The organism is Nitrosomonas sp. (genome assembly GCF_022842015.1).
GTDB lineage: Bacteria > Pseudomonadota > Gammaproteobacteria > Burkholderiales > Nitrosomonadaceae > Nitrosomonas.
Window position 1 is genome coordinate 1 of record NZ_JALHQJ010000032.1, and the last position, 17,238, is coordinate 17,238.

The 17,238-nt window shown below is 43.3% G+C and carries 20 protein-coding genes; 9 read left to right on the forward strand and 11 right to left on the reverse strand.

All coding sequences use genetic code 11. From position 1 onward, the window contains the following. The first annotated feature begins 173 nt into the window (after positions 1–173). The 4 genes from Q0C11_RS07615 to Q0C11_RS07630 all read left to right on the forward strand — a co-directional run bounded on the left by Q0C11_RS07615 (position 174) and on the right by Q0C11_RS07630 (position 3,062). Positions 174–941 (forward strand): hypothetical protein, encoded by a 768-nt coding sequence (locus tag Q0C11_RS07615; RefSeq protein ID WP_293006964.1) that lies wholly within the window; start codon positions 174–176, stop codon positions 939–941. Positions 942–1,032: 91 nt separating this feature from the next. Continuing rightward, entirely contained in the window at positions 1,033–1,602 is a 570-nt protein-coding gene (locus tag Q0C11_RS07620; protein ID WP_293006965.1) for a HEAT repeat domain-containing protein, read from the forward strand. A gap of 79 nt (positions 1,603–1,681) precedes the next feature. Continuing rightward, positions 1,682–2,143: a hypothetical protein gene (locus tag Q0C11_RS07625; protein ID WP_293006966.1), complete on the forward strand. Its 462-nt coding sequence runs from the start codon at positions 1,682–1,684 to the stop codon at positions 2,141–2,143. A 454-nt stretch (positions 2,144–2,597) separates the two neighbouring features. Beyond that, complete coding sequence (locus tag Q0C11_RS07630) at positions 2,598–3,062, forward strand: hypothetical protein (RefSeq protein ID WP_293006967.1); 465 nt, start codon at positions 2,598–2,600, stop codon at positions 3,060–3,062. Between the two features lie 201 nt (positions 3,063–3,263). On the opposite strand, the gene ubiE is transcribed toward Q0C11_RS07630, so the two are convergent. Further along, a complete protein-coding gene (gene ubiE / locus Q0C11_RS07635; protein ID WP_293006968.1) occupies positions 3,264–3,998 on the reverse strand; it encodes a bifunctional demethylmenaquinone methyltransferase/2-methoxy-6-polyprenyl-1,4-benzoquinol methylase UbiE in 735 nt (244 codons plus the stop codon). 54 nt (positions 3,999–4,052) lie between these two features. Next, positions 4,053–4,463: a DUF971 domain-containing protein gene (locus Q0C11_RS07640; RefSeq protein WP_293006969.1), complete on the reverse strand. Its 411-nt coding sequence runs from the start codon at positions 4,461–4,463 to the stop codon at positions 4,053–4,055. A gap of 95 nt (positions 4,464–4,558) precedes the next feature. Here Q0C11_RS07640 and phoB point away from each other — a divergent pair, with 95 nt between their 5' ends. After that, entirely contained in the window at positions 4,559–5,281 is a 723-nt protein-coding gene (gene phoB / locus Q0C11_RS07645; RefSeq protein ID WP_293006970.1) for a phosphate regulon transcriptional regulator PhoB, read from the forward strand. Positions 5,282–5,440: 159 nt separating this feature from the next. Next, positions 5,441–6,748, forward strand: a complete 1,308-nt coding sequence (gene phoR, locus Q0C11_RS07650; RefSeq protein ID WP_293006971.1) for a phosphate regulon sensor histidine kinase PhoR — start codon at positions 5,441–5,443, stop codon at positions 6,746–6,748. 204 nt (positions 6,749–6,952) lie between these two features. On the opposite strand, the gene Q0C11_RS07655 is transcribed toward phoR, so the two are convergent. Next, on the reverse strand, positions 6,953–7,342 hold the full coding sequence (locus Q0C11_RS07655) for a hypothetical protein (RefSeq protein ID WP_293006972.1): 390 nt from the start codon (positions 7,340–7,342) through the stop codon (positions 6,953–6,955). Between the two features lie 99 nt (positions 7,343–7,441). Beyond that, complete coding sequence (gene lgt / locus Q0C11_RS07660; protein ID WP_293006973.1) at positions 7,442–8,284, reverse strand: prolipoprotein diacylglyceryl transferase; 843 nt, start codon at positions 8,282–8,284, stop codon at positions 7,442–7,444. A 99-nt stretch (positions 8,285–8,383) separates the two neighbouring features. Between lgt and ilvD the strand changes: the two genes are divergently transcribed. The 3 genes from ilvD to Q0C11_RS07675 all read left to right on the forward strand — a co-directional run bounded on the left by ilvD (position 8,384) and on the right by Q0C11_RS07675 (position 11,110). Beyond that, positions 8,384–10,057 carry a dihydroxy-acid dehydratase gene (gene ilvD / locus Q0C11_RS07665; protein WP_293006974.1) on the forward strand — a complete coding sequence of 558 codons (1,674 nt, stop codon included), beginning with the start codon at positions 8,384–8,386 and terminating at the stop codon, positions 10,055–10,057. Positions 10,058–10,295: 238 nt separating this feature from the next. Beyond that, entirely contained in the window at positions 10,296–10,607 is a 312-nt protein-coding gene (locus tag Q0C11_RS07670) for a c-type cytochrome (RefSeq protein ID WP_293006975.1), read from the forward strand. Positions 10,608–10,693: 86 nt separating this feature from the next. Further along, a complete protein-coding gene (locus tag Q0C11_RS07675) occupies positions 10,694–11,110 on the forward strand; it encodes an OsmC family protein (RefSeq protein WP_293006976.1) in 417 nt (138 codons plus the stop codon). 35 nt (positions 11,111–11,145) lie between these two features. On the opposite strand, the gene lipA is transcribed toward Q0C11_RS07675, so the two are convergent. The 7 genes from lipA to pyrC all read right to left on the reverse strand — a co-directional run bounded on the left by lipA (position 11,146) and on the right by pyrC (position 17,204). Further along, positions 11,146–12,090 carry a lipoyl synthase gene (gene lipA / locus Q0C11_RS07680; protein WP_293006977.1) on the reverse strand — a complete coding sequence of 315 codons (945 nt, stop codon included), beginning with the start codon at positions 12,088–12,090 and terminating at the stop codon, positions 11,146–11,148. A gap of 13 nt (positions 12,091–12,103) precedes the next feature. Next, positions 12,104–12,709 (reverse strand): lipoyl(octanoyl) transferase LipB, encoded by a 606-nt coding sequence (gene lipB, locus Q0C11_RS07685; RefSeq protein WP_293006978.1) that lies wholly within the window; start codon positions 12,707–12,709, stop codon positions 12,104–12,106. 49 nt (positions 12,710–12,758) lie between these two features. Next, positions 12,759–13,025 carry a DUF493 domain-containing protein gene (locus Q0C11_RS07690; RefSeq protein ID WP_293006979.1) on the reverse strand — a complete coding sequence of 89 codons (267 nt, stop codon included), beginning with the start codon at positions 13,023–13,025 and terminating at the stop codon, positions 12,759–12,761. 31 nt (positions 13,026–13,056) lie between these two features. Continuing rightward, the gene (locus Q0C11_RS07695) at positions 13,057–13,926 is read right to left on the reverse strand and encodes a D-amino acid aminotransferase (RefSeq protein WP_293006980.1); all 870 of its coding nucleotides are present in this window, start codon (positions 13,924–13,926) and stop codon (positions 13,057–13,059) included. A gap of 31 nt (positions 13,927–13,957) precedes the next feature. Further along, the gene (locus tag Q0C11_RS07700) at positions 13,958–15,079 is read right to left on the reverse strand and encodes a D-alanyl-D-alanine carboxypeptidase family protein (protein ID WP_293006981.1); all 1,122 of its coding nucleotides are present in this window, start codon (positions 15,077–15,079) and stop codon (positions 13,958–13,960) included. A 282-nt stretch (positions 15,080–15,361) separates the two neighbouring features. Beyond that, positions 15,362–15,658: a hypothetical protein gene (locus Q0C11_RS07705; protein WP_293006982.1), complete on the reverse strand. Its 297-nt coding sequence runs from the start codon at positions 15,656–15,658 to the stop codon at positions 15,362–15,364. 508 nt (positions 15,659–16,166) lie between these two features. After that, a complete protein-coding gene (gene pyrC, locus Q0C11_RS07710) occupies positions 16,167–17,204 on the reverse strand; it encodes a dihydroorotase (protein WP_293006983.1) in 1,038 nt (345 codons plus the stop codon). Positions 17,205–17,238 lie beyond the last annotated feature (34 nt).

Consider the following 17,238-nt stretch of genomic DNA (forward strand, 5'->3'; position numbering starts at 1 on the left):
GCAAAATAATATCGCGCCCTGAAATAAGTTCTTTTCTTCAGGGAATAAAGGTTTCTAGGCAGGTGGGAAAAGAATGGTTTTCAGTTGCCCTTTGAGATCCACCTCAAAAGGCAACTTTATTGAGAAAAATATAAATCATTCTATTAATGAGTTAAAAAAGGGGTCTTTATAACATGTTAACAAAACAATTTAAGTCTTTTACCCATACTGCATTAGCAACTGCTTTGCTGTTGGGTCTCTCACAAAACGTATTATCGCATACTCGCCTGGAAATTCCTGCAGGAACCGAAGGGGTGAGAATTACTAACAATGTGGTGATTGGTCATAGTTGTGGAGAAACAGGTACCACTATTGCAAGTTCAGTGGTCTTTCCAGATGGTGTGGATTCAATTGTCAATGTTAATGGCGCGGCTTCATCTGACACCATTGATATGCATGTTGCGAATTGGGGCAATAATTTTCAGAAAGTATTGGATACAGGCGTTTTCAAAGCAGAAGATGAAAAAAATGACGCTAACGGTAATGTCGTAGGATTTTATGTAAAAGATGGAAAAATGCCAAATCATTATAACGCTTACCTAAAATTTAGAGCCGGTGCGGTTTTGATTGAACCGACTTCTTGCGCTTCAAGCGTGAAAATTGTTTTGGCCATTGCGGATATTTGCAAGGTAACACCGATATCGCGTTTTAGCGAGGAAACAGTCAATGTATGGACACCGGCGGTAGGATCCGATTATGACGGCGTTGGTACGGGTGGTTACAATTCTCCTGCAACTTATACAGTTAATCGTGATTTGGTTAATAATCCGCTTCCCGAAGGTTGCTCAGAAGCAGGCGATGCGGTTGAAATCATTCCATCTGCAGCACAGATCAATCGTGATATGCCAATTGTTGTAAAAGGCAAACGTGGGGAAAAAGTATACTGGCCAAAAAACCAGTAAGAGAATGATAGCCTTGAGCTAGCGTTTTGTTGCAAGAGGAGGTGAGCAGTGTGGGAGCTCTTGTTCATCTCCTAATTTTTGAGGAGCCATAATGTTGAAATTACCAAACCATAAGAGTGGAATAGCCATGCCGCTCGTTATTTCTTTTATTGTAATGGCGGGATTTGCGAATCATGTGTTTGCAGACAATGCGAAAGCGAGATCGGCATCCAGTCTGGATTCCATCCAAATTTATTGTATGGCGGAACAGGGTAGTGTAGCGGAGCCTGATGCCAGTTTTACTGAGGCAATAGTTAACCTTGCGGGATCAAGTGATCCGGTTCAAAGAGTAAGCGCTTTGTCGCAACTGGCAGAAAAAGGGTCGATTGACGCCGGTGTTGTAGAGAAAATTCTGCAAACCGCGATTCAAGATGTCGATCCGAATGTCAGAGGGCAGGCAGTTTATGCCTTTGCACAGCAAGGTTGCGGGGATCTCTTTGTAGTGCTTGAACAAGCTTTGCAAGACACCGAGCTTTCAGTGCGATTGATGGCGTTAGATAGTTTAGGTGCTGATGAAAGAAGCGTGGCGCTACTTAAAGAAATTGTTGAAGACGAAGACGAGGCTGAAGCCATCAAAGATTTGGCCACGATGAAACTTGAATCTTTAAGCGTAAGTAATTAAAGCCTAGGACAGCGGCATTCAATAAGCCGCTTATGCTATCGATGGAATTGTAAGATTATTTTATTTAAAAGGATTGAAGATGAAATTCTCAAATTTGAAGGGAATATTTGTTTTAGTTTTTGGATTGATGGCATTATATGCAGGCACAGCTTCGGCGCATAACCAAGCGGGCAGCTTCACTTCCGGCTTAGCGGCTGCGGTTGACTTTTATCAAGCCACTTGTTTTGACGATGGAAGTGGTGCGCCGTCCTATCTCGAAGCGCAAGTCAAGGATATGACAGCCAGCACCGCCAAAGTCAGCATACTCGCGCATAAAGGAACCAGTTGCACCACCAATCTGTGTGCGCAATTTAGTGTCGACACTACGGATAGCAACACCACCTATAGCCCTTTAGTGACCGTAAAGCAAGGTGCAGGGGTGTATAGCATATTCGTGATGCATACCGCAGCGGGCACGGATAGTTACGATGTGGCGCTCCATTGTAAAACCGCAGCCGGTGCGCATACGGGTACCAGTGTCGTGTCAAGACAGCAGCAATAATGCGTATCTGTTTCAATCAAATGGTTGCGGGCACTTAAAAATAAGAGCGTTACCGGGTCTGTGTTACAAATGCTCAATCCTAACCGCAAACAAAACAGACGGTAACGCTTTAATTTTGATGTTTCTATAGTAGTGCTGGCTTTTACATGTATCGTTTACTCACAGAACAGGTGAAAGCAAACTGGGCTTCCAGCCTGAGTCCAACGTACATCAATTGTTTATCTGGAAATGGTCATTTAGCTTTACGGTATCGAATAACCTCACACAAAGAGTAAGCACATTCTCGCGATTTGCCATCAAGGGTCGATTGGTGCTGGAACTCTACAAAATTCCGCATACAGCAAAGATAATGACATTCAATAAACTGCTCGCGGTGTTGGCAGAATTGTAAAGCTATATCAGATCATCACTCGTGTTAAAAATAGCAAAAAGAATTTTTTATTTAAGGAGCTGTATGATGAAATTCTCAAATTTGAAGGGAATGCTTGTTTTATTGTTTGTATTGATGACACTGAATGTTGTCACAGCTTCGGCGCATAATCAAGCGGGTAGTTTTACCACTGGTTTAGCTGCTGCTGTTGACTATTATCAAGCCACTTGTTTTGACGATGGTAGTGGCGCACCGTCCTATCTCGAAGCGCAAGTTAAGGATATGACAGCCAGTTCAGCTAAAGTGAGTGTGCTCGTACATAAAGGAACCAGTTGTACCACCAATAAGTGTGCACAATTCAGAGTCGATAGCGGGGATCGCAATACCACTTACAGTCCCTTAGTAAAAGTTCCACAAGGTTCTGGTGTATATAGCGTATTCGTGATGCATACGGCAGCAGGCACGGATAGTTATGATGTTGCGCTCCACTGTAAAACCTCAAGCGGCGTGCATACGGGAACCAGTGTCGTATCGAGACAACAGCAATAATGAGCAGTATCTGCTTTAACTAAATTGTTGTGGCTATTTGAAAATAAGCGTGTTGCCGTATTCGTTGGTTTCAGTCTGCTGATCACAATCAATCAAATGGTGATGCTTGAGCTTATGGAGAAGCCAGAGTGTAGCTCATGTATCATTTGCATGAGCTGTATTATTAATTTATAAATTAATTCGAGTGGTTACTGACATGGATTAAAACTTATATCCACGATGGAGCGCTACGATACCTGCAGTCAGATTAAAATATTCCACGCGCTCAAAGCCAACTTGTTCCATCAGTTCTTTTAATTCATTTTGCGAGGGATGCATACGAATGGATTCCGCTAAATATTGATAGCTTTCTGCGTCATTCGTTATCACTTTCCCCATGGTCGGCAGTAACTTGAATGAATAGGCATCGTAGGCTGGTTGCAGCGGTTTCCATATTTTGGAGAATTCCAGCACGAGAACAGTTCCACCTGGTTTTATGACACGTAGCATTTCTTTGAGCGCAATATCCTTATGGGTCATATTTCGCAAACCAAAAGCCACACTGACGCAGTTAAAATAATTGTCAGGAAAAGGTAATTTTTCGGCATCACATTGTGCAACTGGAGTCGGCGTACCTTCATCAATTAGGCGGTCACGCCCGATGGAAAGCATGGAATTGTTAATGTCGGTTAGCCATACTTGCCCGGACTTTCCTACTTTTTGCAAAAACAATACGCTTAAATCTCCAGTGCCACCTGCAATATCCAATACCTTGTCACCGGGCTTTATTCCGCTGGCTTCAATGACAAAACGCTTCCATAACCGGTGCATTCCAACTGACATGAGATCGTTCATTAAATTGTAGCGTTCTGCGACAGAATGAAAAACTTCAGCGACTTTGCCTGCCTTTTCATCTTCTGTAACAGTATTAAAACCAAAATGGGTTGTTTTAGTCATGACATTAATTTGAATTCAATTGGATAAAGCGTATAGGTAATTGTCGAGATTCAGTTATTTGCAGGAATGATTAGATTTTTGAGGTTTGACTTCGTGTTCGCGGCTGGCACCGGCTGCTTCTAAGCGCTGCAAGTAACGCGGCCACATTGTATCCTGATTAAGGCCAAAGTTATACAACAGATCCCATGAATAAAGCCCAGTATTATGGCCATCGGTGAAATTGAGTTGTATGGCATAATTACCAACAGGCTCGATTTTGCTGATATTGACCGTCTTCTTGCCGGTTTGTAGTACTTCTTGCCCCGGGCCATGACCACTCACTTCGGCGGAGGGTGAATGAACGCGCAAAAATTCACACGAGAATTGGAAGAATTTGCCATCAGAGAAAGTAATATCCAGTATTCTGGATTGTTGATGCAACTTGATTTCTGTCGGATGCGGTGTGTTTTTGGTTAAACCGGCCATGATGATTATTTAATACGATGAGTTAAAGTTAAGGGTATGCAATGGCTCCATTGTAACAAACTGTGCAAAAAATTAATTGATGCAGGAATACAAGCATGAGCGCAAAAATACTGATCGTGGAAGACGAAGCGGCTATCCGTGAGTTAATTGTTTATAATTTGCAGCAAGCTGGGTATGAAAGTATTTGCGCTGAAGATGCAGAGAAGGCAATGGCGATCATTCATGAGGCGTTGCCAGATTTGATTTTGTTGGATTGGTTGCTGCCGAAAATGACTGGCATAGATTTTGCCCGAGTGCTGCGGCGCAATGAACGTACCCGTCTTATTCCGATTATTATGCTGACAGCACGAACTCAGGAAGCGGATAAAGTAGCCGGTCTGGAAATAGGTGCGGATGACTACGTAACAAAGCCTTTCTCGCCGCGTGAATTGATTGCGCGAATTAATGCGGTCTTGCGTCGATTAACCCCGGAAGCTTCTGCACAAGTGGTTGAAATCCATGGATTGCGCTTGGATCCAGTCAATCATCGTGTTACAGATGAGAATAGAGAAATTGCACTGGGGCCTACTGAGTATCGTTTGCTACATTTTATGATGTCACATACAGAACGCGTATATTCACGTAGTCAATTGTTAGATCGAGTGTGGGGCGATCACGTATTTGTCGAAGAACGTACTGTCGATGTGCATATCCGCCGGTTGCGGAAAGCCCTGCAATGGACTGGTAAAGACAGCTGGATACAAACTGTCAGAGGAGCGGGGTATCGGTTCTCGGCAGCTGCCGTAGGTCCCACTAATGATTCAAATAAGGAAATCTGATAATGTTTGCTGTGCTTAATGTTACAGTGATGAAACTGATCAGCACAGAATGTTGATAAATGTGTATCGGTATCGTTATGATTCGGCAGATCGAGTCAGCGAATTTTAAAAATGTACAAAATTTTTCAGATAATCGTTTTATTGTAGGATAGTACTTAAGTGTCTGATATTTGGCGGCGTTCATCAAACATTCTTTTTCTTATCTTTGTTACAGCGTTACTATGCATGATCTTTGGTGCCGTGAAGGCGCTGATTTTCTTTGGTGTGGTCATGCTATGGGTCGTATTCCATCATATTCGTCACTTGGTCTTACTTGAGCGTTGGTTACAGCTTTCTGATCATTCTCCCGCGAGCATTCCAGCTGGTTCTGGAGCTTGGGATGATGTGTATGCACATTTGGCGCGCTACGTGCGTGAGCATAGTCAGAGCCAGGAAACGCTGAGTACTGCCTTAAGGCGTATGCAAAGTGTCACCTCTGCAATGCCCGATGGTATTGTTATTCTCGATATGAGTGATCGCATTGAATGGTGTAACAAGGTTGCGGAAAAGCACCTAGGTATCAAGCTAGCATTGGATGCCGGTCAGCAGATTACCTATCTGGTGAGGCAAATACCATTTGTTGAATATATGACAGCACGCCAATATACTAATCCATTGATTCTAAATCAGACGCGATTGTATGGCCTGATTATTTCCTTGCAGTTGGTCCCTTATGGTTATAACCAGAAGCTTCTGATTAGTCGCGATATTACGCGTTTTGAGAAAATAGAAACGATGCGGCGCGATTTTATTGCTAATGTCTCACATGAATTGCGCACACCGCTTACTGTTATCAGTGGTTTTCTTGAAACACTATCCGCTGATGATAATGTTAATAGCAGTTTCAATAAGCGTGCCTTGGTATTAATGACAGAGCAGACAACTCGCATGCAGCGGTTAATTGAGGATTTGCTGATTCTGTCACGTCTTGAAAATGAGCAGAATAAGATAAGCGAAAAAACAGTGAATGTAGTTAACTTGGCGCAAGATCTTTTACAGGAGGCGGAATCCCTGAGTGCAGGTCGGCATCAAATAAAATTAACTATTGCTTCGCAAGATCAGCTCTTGGGGAGCGAGGAAGAGTTACGCAGTGCTTTTGGCAATTTGATCAGTAATGCGATTCGTTATACTCCAGATGGGGGCGAAATAAATATTAGTTGGGAAAAGCACCATGATCAAGGATTGTTTGTTGTGCAAGATAGTGGAATCGGGATTGAGCTTGAGCACATTCCGCGCTTGACAGAGCGTTTTTATCGTATTGATAGTAGCCGTTCGAGAGAAACCGGCGGCACAGGGCTTGGCTTGGCAATTGTCAAACACGTTTTGAACCGGCATGAAGCGCGTCTTGAAATTACCAGTCAAGTAGGTAAAGGTAGCCGATTTAATATCTGGTTCCCAGCCAAACGCCTAATTCCGGGAAATGCTTGACCCATTTAGTATCTACGCGGTGCGCGGGAACTTAATGGGTTTTATTTAACAAGACAAGATCTGTGTAAACTCGATTGCTGGCGACGAGTAGTCGGGGTGAAGGATTTTTTTGAATAGGATTGTCGAATAAAAAACAGCCACCTGTTGTTAGGTGGCTGTTAGTTCTCTATTGGACCCTTTGCGGATCCTTGCGTTGCTACTAAATTATCTGATTGCTGATGTTCTTGGATCGAGATTAACACGGGCTTTGTTGACTGTTGAATTATCATGATCCATTGTTATTTTTTTATGTAGATCCGCATTATTCAAACTTTCTGCCAATACTTCCTCGTATTCGCGAATATTGGCAACTGTATGTGATTTGAATTCTTGCCCTTGTCTTCCATAGTAATAAGGATGTGCTTCGTACTCTTCAAGAGCGGCTTTATTTTTTTGTAATTTTGCTTCAGTTTCCTTGGCAACATTTTCATAATATTGTGTCAATGCGGCATGATTGTTGTCATCAATACCTTCTACTTCTACCGCCAATACTGGTAATACTGTTAGGCTAAATGCCAAAATAGAAATTAATGTCAAGAATTTTTGTGCTTTCATGATCGGCTCCTCGAGTGGTAGATTGATGGCTGTCATAATAGCGGTACTTAATGCAACGAGTATATTGGGGTAACCCTGGTTTTTATCTAGTGGTTTCCATTAGATGCTATGCTTTTTATTTTTATTATGTTTTCGTGAGTTGGCACTGGGTTGAGCATTGTTGGTTGGGTGTCGTGACCAAACAATTGCTGCGATTCCTGCCAAAATCATTGGAATCGATAGCCATTGCCCCATCGTAACCCCTAAAGTCAGTACGCCCATGAAGCCATCTTCCGGTTCGCGAAAAAATTCTGCGAATGAACGTAAGATACCGTAGCCAATCATGAATACACCCGTGACCGCACCAGTTGCACGTGGTTTGGCTGAGTAAATCCAGATGAAAATGAACAGTACCACACCTTCAAGCGCAAATTGATACAATTGGGAAGGATGACGAGGAAGTTCGTCAACATACGGAAAAACCATACCCCATGGAACGTCGGTGGGGCGTCCCCATAATTCACCGTTGATGAAATTGCCAATGCGGCCTGCTGCTAACCCTGGTGGAATCAGTGGGATGACAAAGTCGGTTACTGCAAGCCATGACAATTTATATTTGCGGGCGAGCAATATCATTGCAACAAAGACGCCAAGAAATCCACCATGAAAAGACATGCCGCCTTCCCAAATAGCGAAAATATGTAGCGGATGTTCCAGATAATAGCCGAATTGATAGAATAATACATGCCCCAGCCGTCCGCCCACAACGACACCAAGCATGCCGTAAAATAGGGCATCGTCGAGCATTTCGTAAGTAAAGGTGGCGTGCGGATTGTATTTGATGCGATACCGCCCGAGCAAAATGAACACCACAAAACCAAGCAGGTACATCAATCCATACCAGTGCACAGAAAGCGGTCCTAGTGAGATGGCAACGGGATCAATTTGCGGATGAACGAGCATAGTTTCGACCTTATTTACGGTAAAATATTAAGCATTATACCAATTGCACTGGTATACGCCGTGTCATAAATTGTATTTCTATCTTATTCAGGAGCAAGCATGCCAGATAATAAACGTAGTCAGGCTATTACTCAGGGTACGCAACACGCACCCAGTCGTGCCATGTTGCGTGCGGTCGGTTTTAACGATGAGGATTTTAATAAACCGATTGTGGGTGTTGCCAATGGCTATTCCACGATTACGCCATGTAATAAAGGGCTGAATGAACTGTCATTACATGCCGAATTGGCATTAAAGCAAGCAGGTGCCATGCCGCAGATGTTTGGCACCATCACGGTGTCAGACGGAATCTCGATGGGAACGGAGGGCATGAAGTATTCTCTGGTTTCGCGCGAAGTGATTGCCGATTCGATTGAAACCTGTGTGCAGGCGGAAAGTATGGATGGTGTAATTGCTATCGGTGGTTGCGATAAAAACATGCCGGGCGCGATGATTGCGATTGCACGCATGAATGTGCCGGCAATTTTTGTCTATGGCGGTACGATCAAACCCGGGCATTATAAAAATCAAGATCTGACCATTGTTAGCGTATTTGAGGCGGTGGGGCAGCACAGTGCACATAAAATTGATGATGACGAATTATTGCAGATTGAGCGTCATGCTTGCCCAGGCGCTGGTTCTTGCGGCGGCATGTTTACCGCCAATACGATGTCGTCCGCATTCGAAGCGATGGGTATGAGCCTGTCATATTCTTCTACAATGTCAGCTGAAGACGACGACAAGTTAATCAGTGCTGGACAATCCGCTGAGGTATTGGTTAATGCCATCAAAAAACAAATCCTGCCGCGCGACATCATAACGCGTAAATCGATAGAGAACGCTGTTGCAGTAATTATGGCAGTAGGCGGATCGACTAATGCCATACTGCATTTTTTAGCGATTGCGCACGCGGCTGAAGTCGAATGGAGTATTGATGATTTTGAGCGGATGCGCGGCAAAGTTCCGGTGCTGTGCGACCTGAAGCCTTCTGGGCGCTACGTGACCTCCGATCTGCACCAGGCGGGTGGAATTCCACAAGTGATGAAAATGTTACTGGATCATGAACTGCTACACGGAGATTGCATTACGATCAGCGGGCAGACCATTGCAGAAGTGTTGCAAGCAGTTCCGGGTACACCACGCGCCGATCAGAATGTGATCCGGCAATGGGACAGTCCGATGTATGCACAAGGACATCTCGCTATTTTGAAAGGTAATTTGTCGACTGAAGGTTGCGTTGCGAAAATTTCCGGAATTAAAAATCCGAAAATTACTGGCCCTGCACGCGTATTTGAATCGGAGGAGACTTGCATGGCAGCAATTCTGGCACGCAAAATTCAACCTGGCGATGTGGTAGTGATTCGTTATGAAGGGCCTAAAGGTGGCCCGGGAATGCGCGAAATGTTGTCTCCTACCTCCGCTTTGATTGGTGAAGGTTTGGGTGATTCCGTCGGATTGATTACCGATGGGCGTTTTTCCGGTGGTACTTATGGGATGGTGGTCGGGCACGTGGCGCCAGAGGCTTTTGTCGGTGGTACTATTGCGCTGGTGAAGGAAGGAGATTCGATTACCATTGATGCCGAACAGAGGCTGCTGCAATTGAACGTATCCGATGATGAGCTTGCGCAGCGCCGCGGATCTTGGCAACCACCGCAACCGCGTTATTCGCGTGGGGTGCTGGCCAAATATGCGAAGCTTGTGTCCAGCGCCAGTACAGGTGCAATAACAGATTAGTTCTTTGTATTGCCGATAATTTTGTTCAAAAGTTTTAGAATTGTGCTGGAACTAAAAATTTGCCCTGAAGTCTCAGCAAAGCAGTATCATCAGAGTTTGTAGTTGGAGTGGTAAGTGCGTGAGAAAGTATAGCAACAGGTGGAATATTAAGAATCACAAACTTACAGGAAGTGCTGCAAGTCTGTAAAGTTCGGGTTAGAATATCAACCCATTTATAATTTTATAATAAGGAAGATATATGAAAAAAGTATTAATTGGAGCAGTAGCTGCATCTGCCTTTTTCTTAGTTAGTGTTGCGCAAGCAGATGCCGATCTGGCAAAAAACAGTGGTTGTTTGAATTGCCATAATGTTGATACTAAGCTAGTTGGTCCAAGCCTGAAAGATATTGGCGCTAAATATGCAGGTCAGGATGGTGCGGCTGAAATGCTGGCAGAAAAAATCCTAAAAGGAAGTAATGGTGTCTGGGGTCCAATTCCAATGCCGCCTAATGCTAACGTTAGTCCAGAAAATGCTAAAGTATTAGCTGATTTTATTCTGACACTGAAGTAATTAGCATTCAGAATTCAGAAAAGCCGACGCCTAACAGCGTCGGCTTTTTGTTTGCATAAAATTTTTATTTTTGTAGTGGAGTAAAGATGAAAACTCGTATTAAATGGAAAGGCAACGTCAGTTTCCTGGCTGAATCCGCTAGCGGGCATTCGATATTAATGGATGGCGCGCCTGAAGCAGGGGGACAGAATCAGGGGCCACGCCCAATGGAAATGCTGTTGATGGGGTTAGGCGGTTGCACTACATTTGATGTGGTGCTAATTTTGAAAAAAAGCCGTCAGGATATTACCGATTGCGAAGTGGAAATTGAAGCAGAGCGCGCACCTGTTGACCCAAAGGTATTTACTCATATTCATTTGCATTTCATCATTACTGGGCGCAATTTGAATTCACAACAAGTTGAACGGGCTATTAATTTATCATCTGAGAAATATTGTTCGGCTTCCATCATGCTCAAGCAAACTGTTAAGATAACTCATGATTTTAAGATTATTGATGCCTAGTTATAAATAATGGGTTGTGCTGGGGGTTAATACTGTCATAGTAATCCGGATTCATGTGCTTGCTGGTCGGCATGGTAGCTGGAACGTACCATTGGCCCACAGGCGGCATGACTAAATCCCATCGCAAGTGCCGCATGCTCAAATGTTTTGAATGCTTCGGGCGTGACGTAGCGCATGACTGGTAAATGACCGATGCTGGGTTGTAAATATTGACCAATGGTCAGCATTTCCACATTGTGTCTGCGCAAATCGTGTAATACCTCCATGATTTCTTCATCTGTTTCTCCTAGACCTAGCATTAGGCCTGACTTGGTCGGGATGTGAGGGAAATCGGCTTTAAAATCTTTTAGTAATTTTAATGAATTAGCATAATCAGCGCCGGGTCGGCACTGTTTATATAATCTGGGTACGGTTTCGAGGTTATGGTTTAAAACATCGGGTGGACAAGCTGCTAGTTTCTCCAAGGCAATCCCCAGACGACCCCTAAAATCAGGTACCAAGGTTTCAATCTTGGTATTAGGTGAGTGAGTACGTATTTCGCGGATACAGTCAACGAAGTGTTGCGCGCCACCGTCACGTAAATCGTCACGGTCTACACTGGTAATCACCACATATTTCAATCGCATCGCGGCTATCGATTGCGCCAGATGCAACGGTTCACCGGCATCTGGAGGATTGGGTCTGCCGTGCGCAACATCACAGAAAGGACAGCGGCGTGTACATAGGTCGCCTAGAATCATAAAAGTTGCCGTTCCTTTTCCAAAGCATTCGCCAATATTAGGGCATGACGCTTCTTCACAGACCGTATGAAGCTTATGTTCACGCAACAGCCGCTTAACTTCGTAATAGCTTTCACTGTTGGATGAGCGAACGCGAATCCACGAGGGTTTACGCAACAGATCATTGCGTGATTGCGGTGCTATTTTGACGGGATTGCGCGCAGTTTTGTCAGCGCCTTTTTGCCGGGTATCAGTGGTCATAATGATAAATTGATTATCCTTTGATAAGTTTTTCTTGTATCTGATTAGCGAGTTTGTTGCTTAATATTTCCAGGCTATCGGTAATGCCCAAATCTTTGGTTTGCGTAATTTGTAAGCCTTGATGGCCGCAGGGATTAATGTAAGAAAATGGAGTCAGATCCATATTTACATTCAAAGCGATACCGTGATAACAGAAATTTCTCTTGATTTTGAGTCCCAATGAGGCGATTTTGGCATTGCCAATGTACACGCCTGGTGCCTCAACTCGTCCTGTCGCATTAATATGGTAATCCTTCAATAAGTCGATCACAGCGTTTTCCATGTTTCTGACTAGTTCTCGCACGCCGAGTTTTAACCGGCGAACATCCAGCAATAAGTAAGCAATAATTTGTCCAGGTCCATGATAGGTGATCTGCCCGCCACGATCAGATTTAATTACATCAATCCCGTGACTGTTTAATAGATGCTCATCCTTTCCTGCAATGCCTTGAGTAAATATAGGTGGGTGTTGTAATAACCAAATTTCGTCACAAGTTTCAGTGGTTCGAGCAGAAGTAAAATCCTTCATGGCTTGCCAGGTAGGTTGATAATCGGATAGCCCTAAGGTTCTGACGATCAAGCGCTGTCACTCATGAATGGAAAATGAATACTGGTTGTCGCATGGATAGTCATAATACCACTGAGATCATGGAATGTTCGGATAATGCCTGATATAAAGCATCGAGTTGAGATCGGGAAGTGGCGCGAATGGTGCAGGTGAGGCTTAAATAAGTGCCATTTCTGCTGGCCTTGACAGCCGTAGTGGTGATATCGAAATCTGGAGCATGGTATTTAACAATAGCCAATGTTGTTTGAGTAAAATCCTGATGCGCTTTACCCATAATCTTGATTGGAAAATCACAAGGATATTCAATTAATGAAGCTTGTTCTGTCATAACTGCAAATCGAAAATAGCTTAAATTTAAATCAACTGGTTAAACGATCTGTGGTGTGCCCACGCATGTGAGTTGCTTTATATTCTTGATAGAGTGCATGCAATCGCCTGAAAAATTCTCCTGGTTTTCCATCTCCGACAGGTTTATTGTCCAATAAAGTAATTGGCATGATTTCTTTGGTCGATGACGTCAGCAGAATTTCGTCAGCTATTCGTATCTCTATTTCATGAATCTCTCTGATTTCATGGGGAATTTGATTGGCTGCAGCTAGTTCCAGCACTACATCATATGTGATCCCAGGTAACATCAGATTACTTTTTGGAGGTGCCAGCAATATTTTGTCCTTTACTATGAAAATGTTGCTGGCAGAACCTTCAGTCAGGAATCCATTTCGAATCAAGATGGTTTCGAGTGCCTGCACATCCACTGCCAGTTGCCGCAACAATACGTTGGGTAGCAGAGAAATGGCTTTGACATCGCAGCGAATCCAGCGATTATCATTAGCTGTAACAGCCGATGCACCACTTTTAAGTAATTCTTCAGATGGCTGCAGCAGCGGATTACTCATAATAAAAATAGTGGGAGGAACATTTGCAGGAAAAGCATGATCACGCTTAGCCACTCCGCGCGTGATGTGCAGATAAATGTATTGGTCTTCCCCGTCATTATTAATTATGACCTGCTCCAAAAGGTTTCTCCATTCTTCATTACTGAATGGATTCTTTAGGCGTATGCCATCCAAGCTGTGTTGTAGACGCATGAGATGTTCGGCGAGCCGGAAAGGTTTTCGTGAATAAACTGGAATAACCTCATATATGCCATCTCCGAAAATAAAACCACGATCCAGCACAGGAACAAATGCTTCTTCGATGGGCATAAACTTGCCGTTCAGATATATCATGCGAAATTCTTTTGATAAGTTTAGCTGGAGATTAGTTTAACAACAATTTTACACTATCCCATGCTCGGCCCAGGAAACTGGCTGAATCAACTTTTTCCAAGGCGACTAATGGATAAACTTCAACGGTCTTATTGTCGAGTGTAAATTTAACCGTACCAACTTCTTGACCGAGTTGAACTGGTGCGATCAGAGGTTGTTTATACTCCATGGTGGCTTTAAGCTTGTCAGCCTGACCTTTTGGCAGAGTGAAAAAAACATCACGATCAAATCCGGCTTTCAATTCGTTCTGGGTGCCTTTCCACAAATGGATGGTGGCAAGTGAATCATTTTTTTTGTATAAATGCAGCGTATCGTAAAACTGGAAACCATAATTGAGTAGGCGCTGACTTTCCATACTGCGTGCATTGGCTGATTGGGCACCAATGACGACTGAGATTAATCGTCGTTTATCGCGTATCGCCGATGTAATCAGGCAATAGCCGGCAGTTTTAGTCCAACCTGTTTTCATGCCATCAACATGTGGGTCAATCCATAGCAACCGATTCCGGTTGGGTTGGGTAATGTTGTTATAGGTATATTCCTTTAATGAGTAAAGCGGGTAAAAATCCGGAAATTCGCGGATGATAGCAGTTGCCAGTAAAGTTAAATCATGTGCGGTTGTATAGTGATTGGAGTCGGGCAACCCCGTTGTATTAGTGAAATTCGTGTTTCTCATTCCTAAACGCTTTGCTTCGTTATTCATGATAGTCACGAAACTTGCTTCTGAGCCTGCGACGGCCTCAGCCAAGGCAATGCAGGCATCATTGCCGGATTGGACGATCATTCCACGGATTAATTCATCTACAGTAACTTGCTTCTTAGGCTCGATAAACATGCGTGAACCAATCATGCGCCAGGCACTCTCGGATACCGGAACAGTTTGATCCAGTGCAATTTGCCTCTGTTTCAACGCAGAAAACACCACATAAGCAGTCATCAGCTTGGTGAGAGATGCAGGTTCTATGCGTTCGTGTACGTTTTGTCCGGCCAATACCTGTCCCGTTTGAAAATCTGACAGCATAAAAGATTTAGCAGCCACGGAAATATCTTGTTGCTGTGCAGATACTGATGAAACAGCAAGGCACGCTAGCAATAACACGAATAAGAGCTTCATATGAATCCGCAAAAAATAAATATTATATCTTGCCATCAGAGAATCTAAAACCTTACAGTTTTAAAATACGATAGATGCAAGACTAAAAGACAGTTCTTAGAAATTATCATGGGGTGCGCTACATTGGCAACCTAGCATCTTGAGCAATCAACTATATAGTGAAATTGCTGAAAACTTGTCATGATTAAAGATAGCAGATTTCTCAATTATTGGAAGCGGATTTTATGTCGATCAAGTACTCAAGTGCATGGGGAAGGTGCAACCAAAAATTAATCTTTTTGATCAACGATGATGTCCTCTGCGATGGTTTCCTCCCCGGTGGTGATGTCCTCCATTCATGTGTCTGTGTCCACCGATAAAATGTCGATGCCCTCCACCCACATGCCTACTATATCCGCCGATAAAGTGTCTTTGCGCTCTGATGTAGCCGGGACTGATGTAATTGGGGGATTGATACCCGTAACCATATACTGTATTTCGATAATATCCAGAGCCACCATAATAAGGCGTCGCCATACATCCACTGAGAAAAAATATTCCAATTATTGCCAACAGAATGAGTGTCCTTTTTGCGTTCATAATGTATCTCCAGGTTAAACCAAAGTACAGATTGTTTGTAAAAATACTTTTCATTTAAATTTCATCTGTAATCCTTGGCGCAATGCAGAAATCTATTTGTTATTTTGGTTTCAATTGTGTGGTTTTTGACCTTAATAGGAGCTGAATAGAAATCGATTTTTGTCGGAAGAGCATTCTGGTTATAAATAGGGATACAAGCAGTAATAATCCATAGATATGTGTTATGAATCAGATGGCTATTTGTTTTTGTTGACGATAATAATTTGTCGCGGTGATTGTTTTTTTGAATGTTCTTGGGCTGGATTTTAGTCAGAGAGCCAATTTATTTCATACCCTTGCTTTGCATGAATTTTTTTCTATAACTGACCGATTGCTAACAATGAGGAGTGTAGTAATTTGCTGGGGCGGTAACAACTTCCTTGGTCTATACGATACGGCAGAGATTATTGATATTGATTCTTCAGAATATCCAGGCTCGCTGCGATTACACAAAAATATTTCCTGATAGCTATGTCATTTTCCAAGTTAAGTTTTCCCCGGCATAAAGGGGGATCAATTTTTCATTTGCGAATCCGAATTTCTCTGGAACAATCCAGTGTTCTTTTTTTAGCGTGATATGGCTGCTGTTACGGGGCAACTGATAAAAATCCGCACCGTAAAAACTAGCAAATGCCTCTAATTTATCAAGCGCACCTGCTTGTTCGAATGCTGTTGCGTACAATTCAATAGCAGCATGGGCTGTGAAAATTCCAGCGCAACCACAGGCGTTTTCTTTATTTGTTTGTGCGTGCGGTGCACTGTCAGTGCCAAGGAAAAATTTCGGATTGCCGCTGGTGGCTGCATTCAATAATGCTTGACGATGAATTTCGCGCTTTAAGATAGGTAAGCAGTAGTAATGAGGGCGGATACCACCTTGAAAAATCGCATTACGATTCAACAATAAGTGATGCGCCGTAATCGTAGCCGCAATCGATTTGGATGTCTCTTTTACAAACATTACTGCATCCCGTGTAGTAATATGCTCAAACACGATGCGCAAGTTTGGAAAACGTTGTGTCAGAGGAGCCAGTATCCGATCGATAAAAACTTTTTCTCTATCAAATATATCTATATTAGTATCTGTTACTTCGCCATGCACCAGCAACGGCAGGTTATTTTGCTCCATTGTTTCCAATGTAGTATAGCACTTGGTAATATCGGTTACTCCGGCATCCGAATTTGTCGTTGCGCCAGCCGGATACAGTTTTATGCCTTGTATCGCTTTACTTTCTTTTGCCCGAATGATTTCTGAGGGGGATGTATTTTCAGTCAAATAAAGGGTCATCAGCGGATTAAAACTGCCATACAATGTCTCAGGTAAAGCAGCCAATATCTGTGCACGATAAGCCAAGGCCATTTCCGTTGTTACAATCGGCGGTTTAAGGTTAGGCATAATAATTGCGCGCGCAAACTGCCTTGCCGTATGCGGCAGCACAGAGCGTAATTGCTTGCCGTCTCGCAAATGTAAGTGCCAATCATCTGGACGGGTAATGGTTATGCTGGTCAAGGTTTATTAGCCATCAATATAAGAACTGGATTAT

Bases quoted from the DNA above. Each gene is read 5' to 3' on its own strand.
- Q0C11_RS07615 (WP_293006964.1), top strand. From the start codon at position 174: ATGTTAACAAAACAATTTAAGTCTTTTACCCATACTGCATTAGCAACT.
- Q0C11_RS07620 (WP_293006965.1), top strand. From the start codon at position 1,033: ATGTTGAAATTACCAAACCATAAGAGTGGAATAGCCATGCCGCTCGTT.
- Q0C11_RS07625 (WP_293006966.1), top strand. From the start codon at position 1,682: ATGAAATTCTCAAATTTGAAGGGAATATTTGTTTTAGTTTTTGGATTG.
- Q0C11_RS07630 (WP_293006967.1), top strand. From the start codon at position 2,598: ATGATGAAATTCTCAAATTTGAAGGGAATGCTTGTTTTATTGTTTGTA.
- ubiE (WP_293006968.1), bottom strand. From the start codon at position 3,998: ATGACTAAAACAACCCATTTTGGTTTTAATACTGTTACAGAAGATGAA.
- Q0C11_RS07640 (WP_293006969.1), bottom strand. From the start codon at position 4,463: ATGGCCGGTTTAACCAAAAACACACCGCATCCGACAGAAATCAAGTTG.
- phoB (WP_293006970.1), top strand. From the start codon at position 4,559: ATGAGCGCAAAAATACTGATCGTGGAAGACGAAGCGGCTATCCGTGAG.
- Q0C11_RS07655 (WP_293006972.1), bottom strand. From the start codon at position 7,342: ATGAAAGCACAAAAATTCTTGACATTAATTTCTATTTTGGCATTTAGC.
- lgt (WP_293006973.1), bottom strand. From the start codon at position 8,284: ATGCTCGTTCATCCGCAAATTGATCCCGTTGCCATCTCACTAGGACCG.
- ilvD (WP_293006974.1), top strand. From the start codon at position 8,384: ATGCCAGATAATAAACGTAGTCAGGCTATTACTCAGGGTACGCAACAC.
- Q0C11_RS07670 (WP_293006975.1), top strand. From the start codon at position 10,296: ATGAAAAAAGTATTAATTGGAGCAGTAGCTGCATCTGCCTTTTTCTTA.
- Q0C11_RS07675 (WP_293006976.1), top strand. From the start codon at position 10,694: ATGAAAACTCGTATTAAATGGAAAGGCAACGTCAGTTTCCTGGCTGAA.
- lipA (WP_293006977.1), bottom strand. From the start codon at position 12,090: ATGACCACTGATACCCGGCAAAAAGGCGCTGACAAAACTGCGCGCAAT.
- Q0C11_RS07690 (WP_293006979.1), bottom strand. From the start codon at position 13,025: ATGACAGAACAAGCTTCATTAATTGAATATCCTTGTGATTTTCCAATC.
- Q0C11_RS07695 (WP_293006980.1), bottom strand. From the start codon at position 13,926: ATGATATATCTGAACGGCAAGTTTATGCCCATCGAAGAAGCATTTGTT.
- Q0C11_RS07700 (WP_293006981.1), bottom strand. From the start codon at position 15,079: ATGAAGCTCTTATTCGTGTTATTGCTAGCGTGCCTTGCTGTTTCATCA.
- Q0C11_RS07705 (WP_293006982.1), bottom strand. From the start codon at position 15,658: ATGAACGCAAAAAGGACACTCATTCTGTTGGCAATAATTGGAATATTT.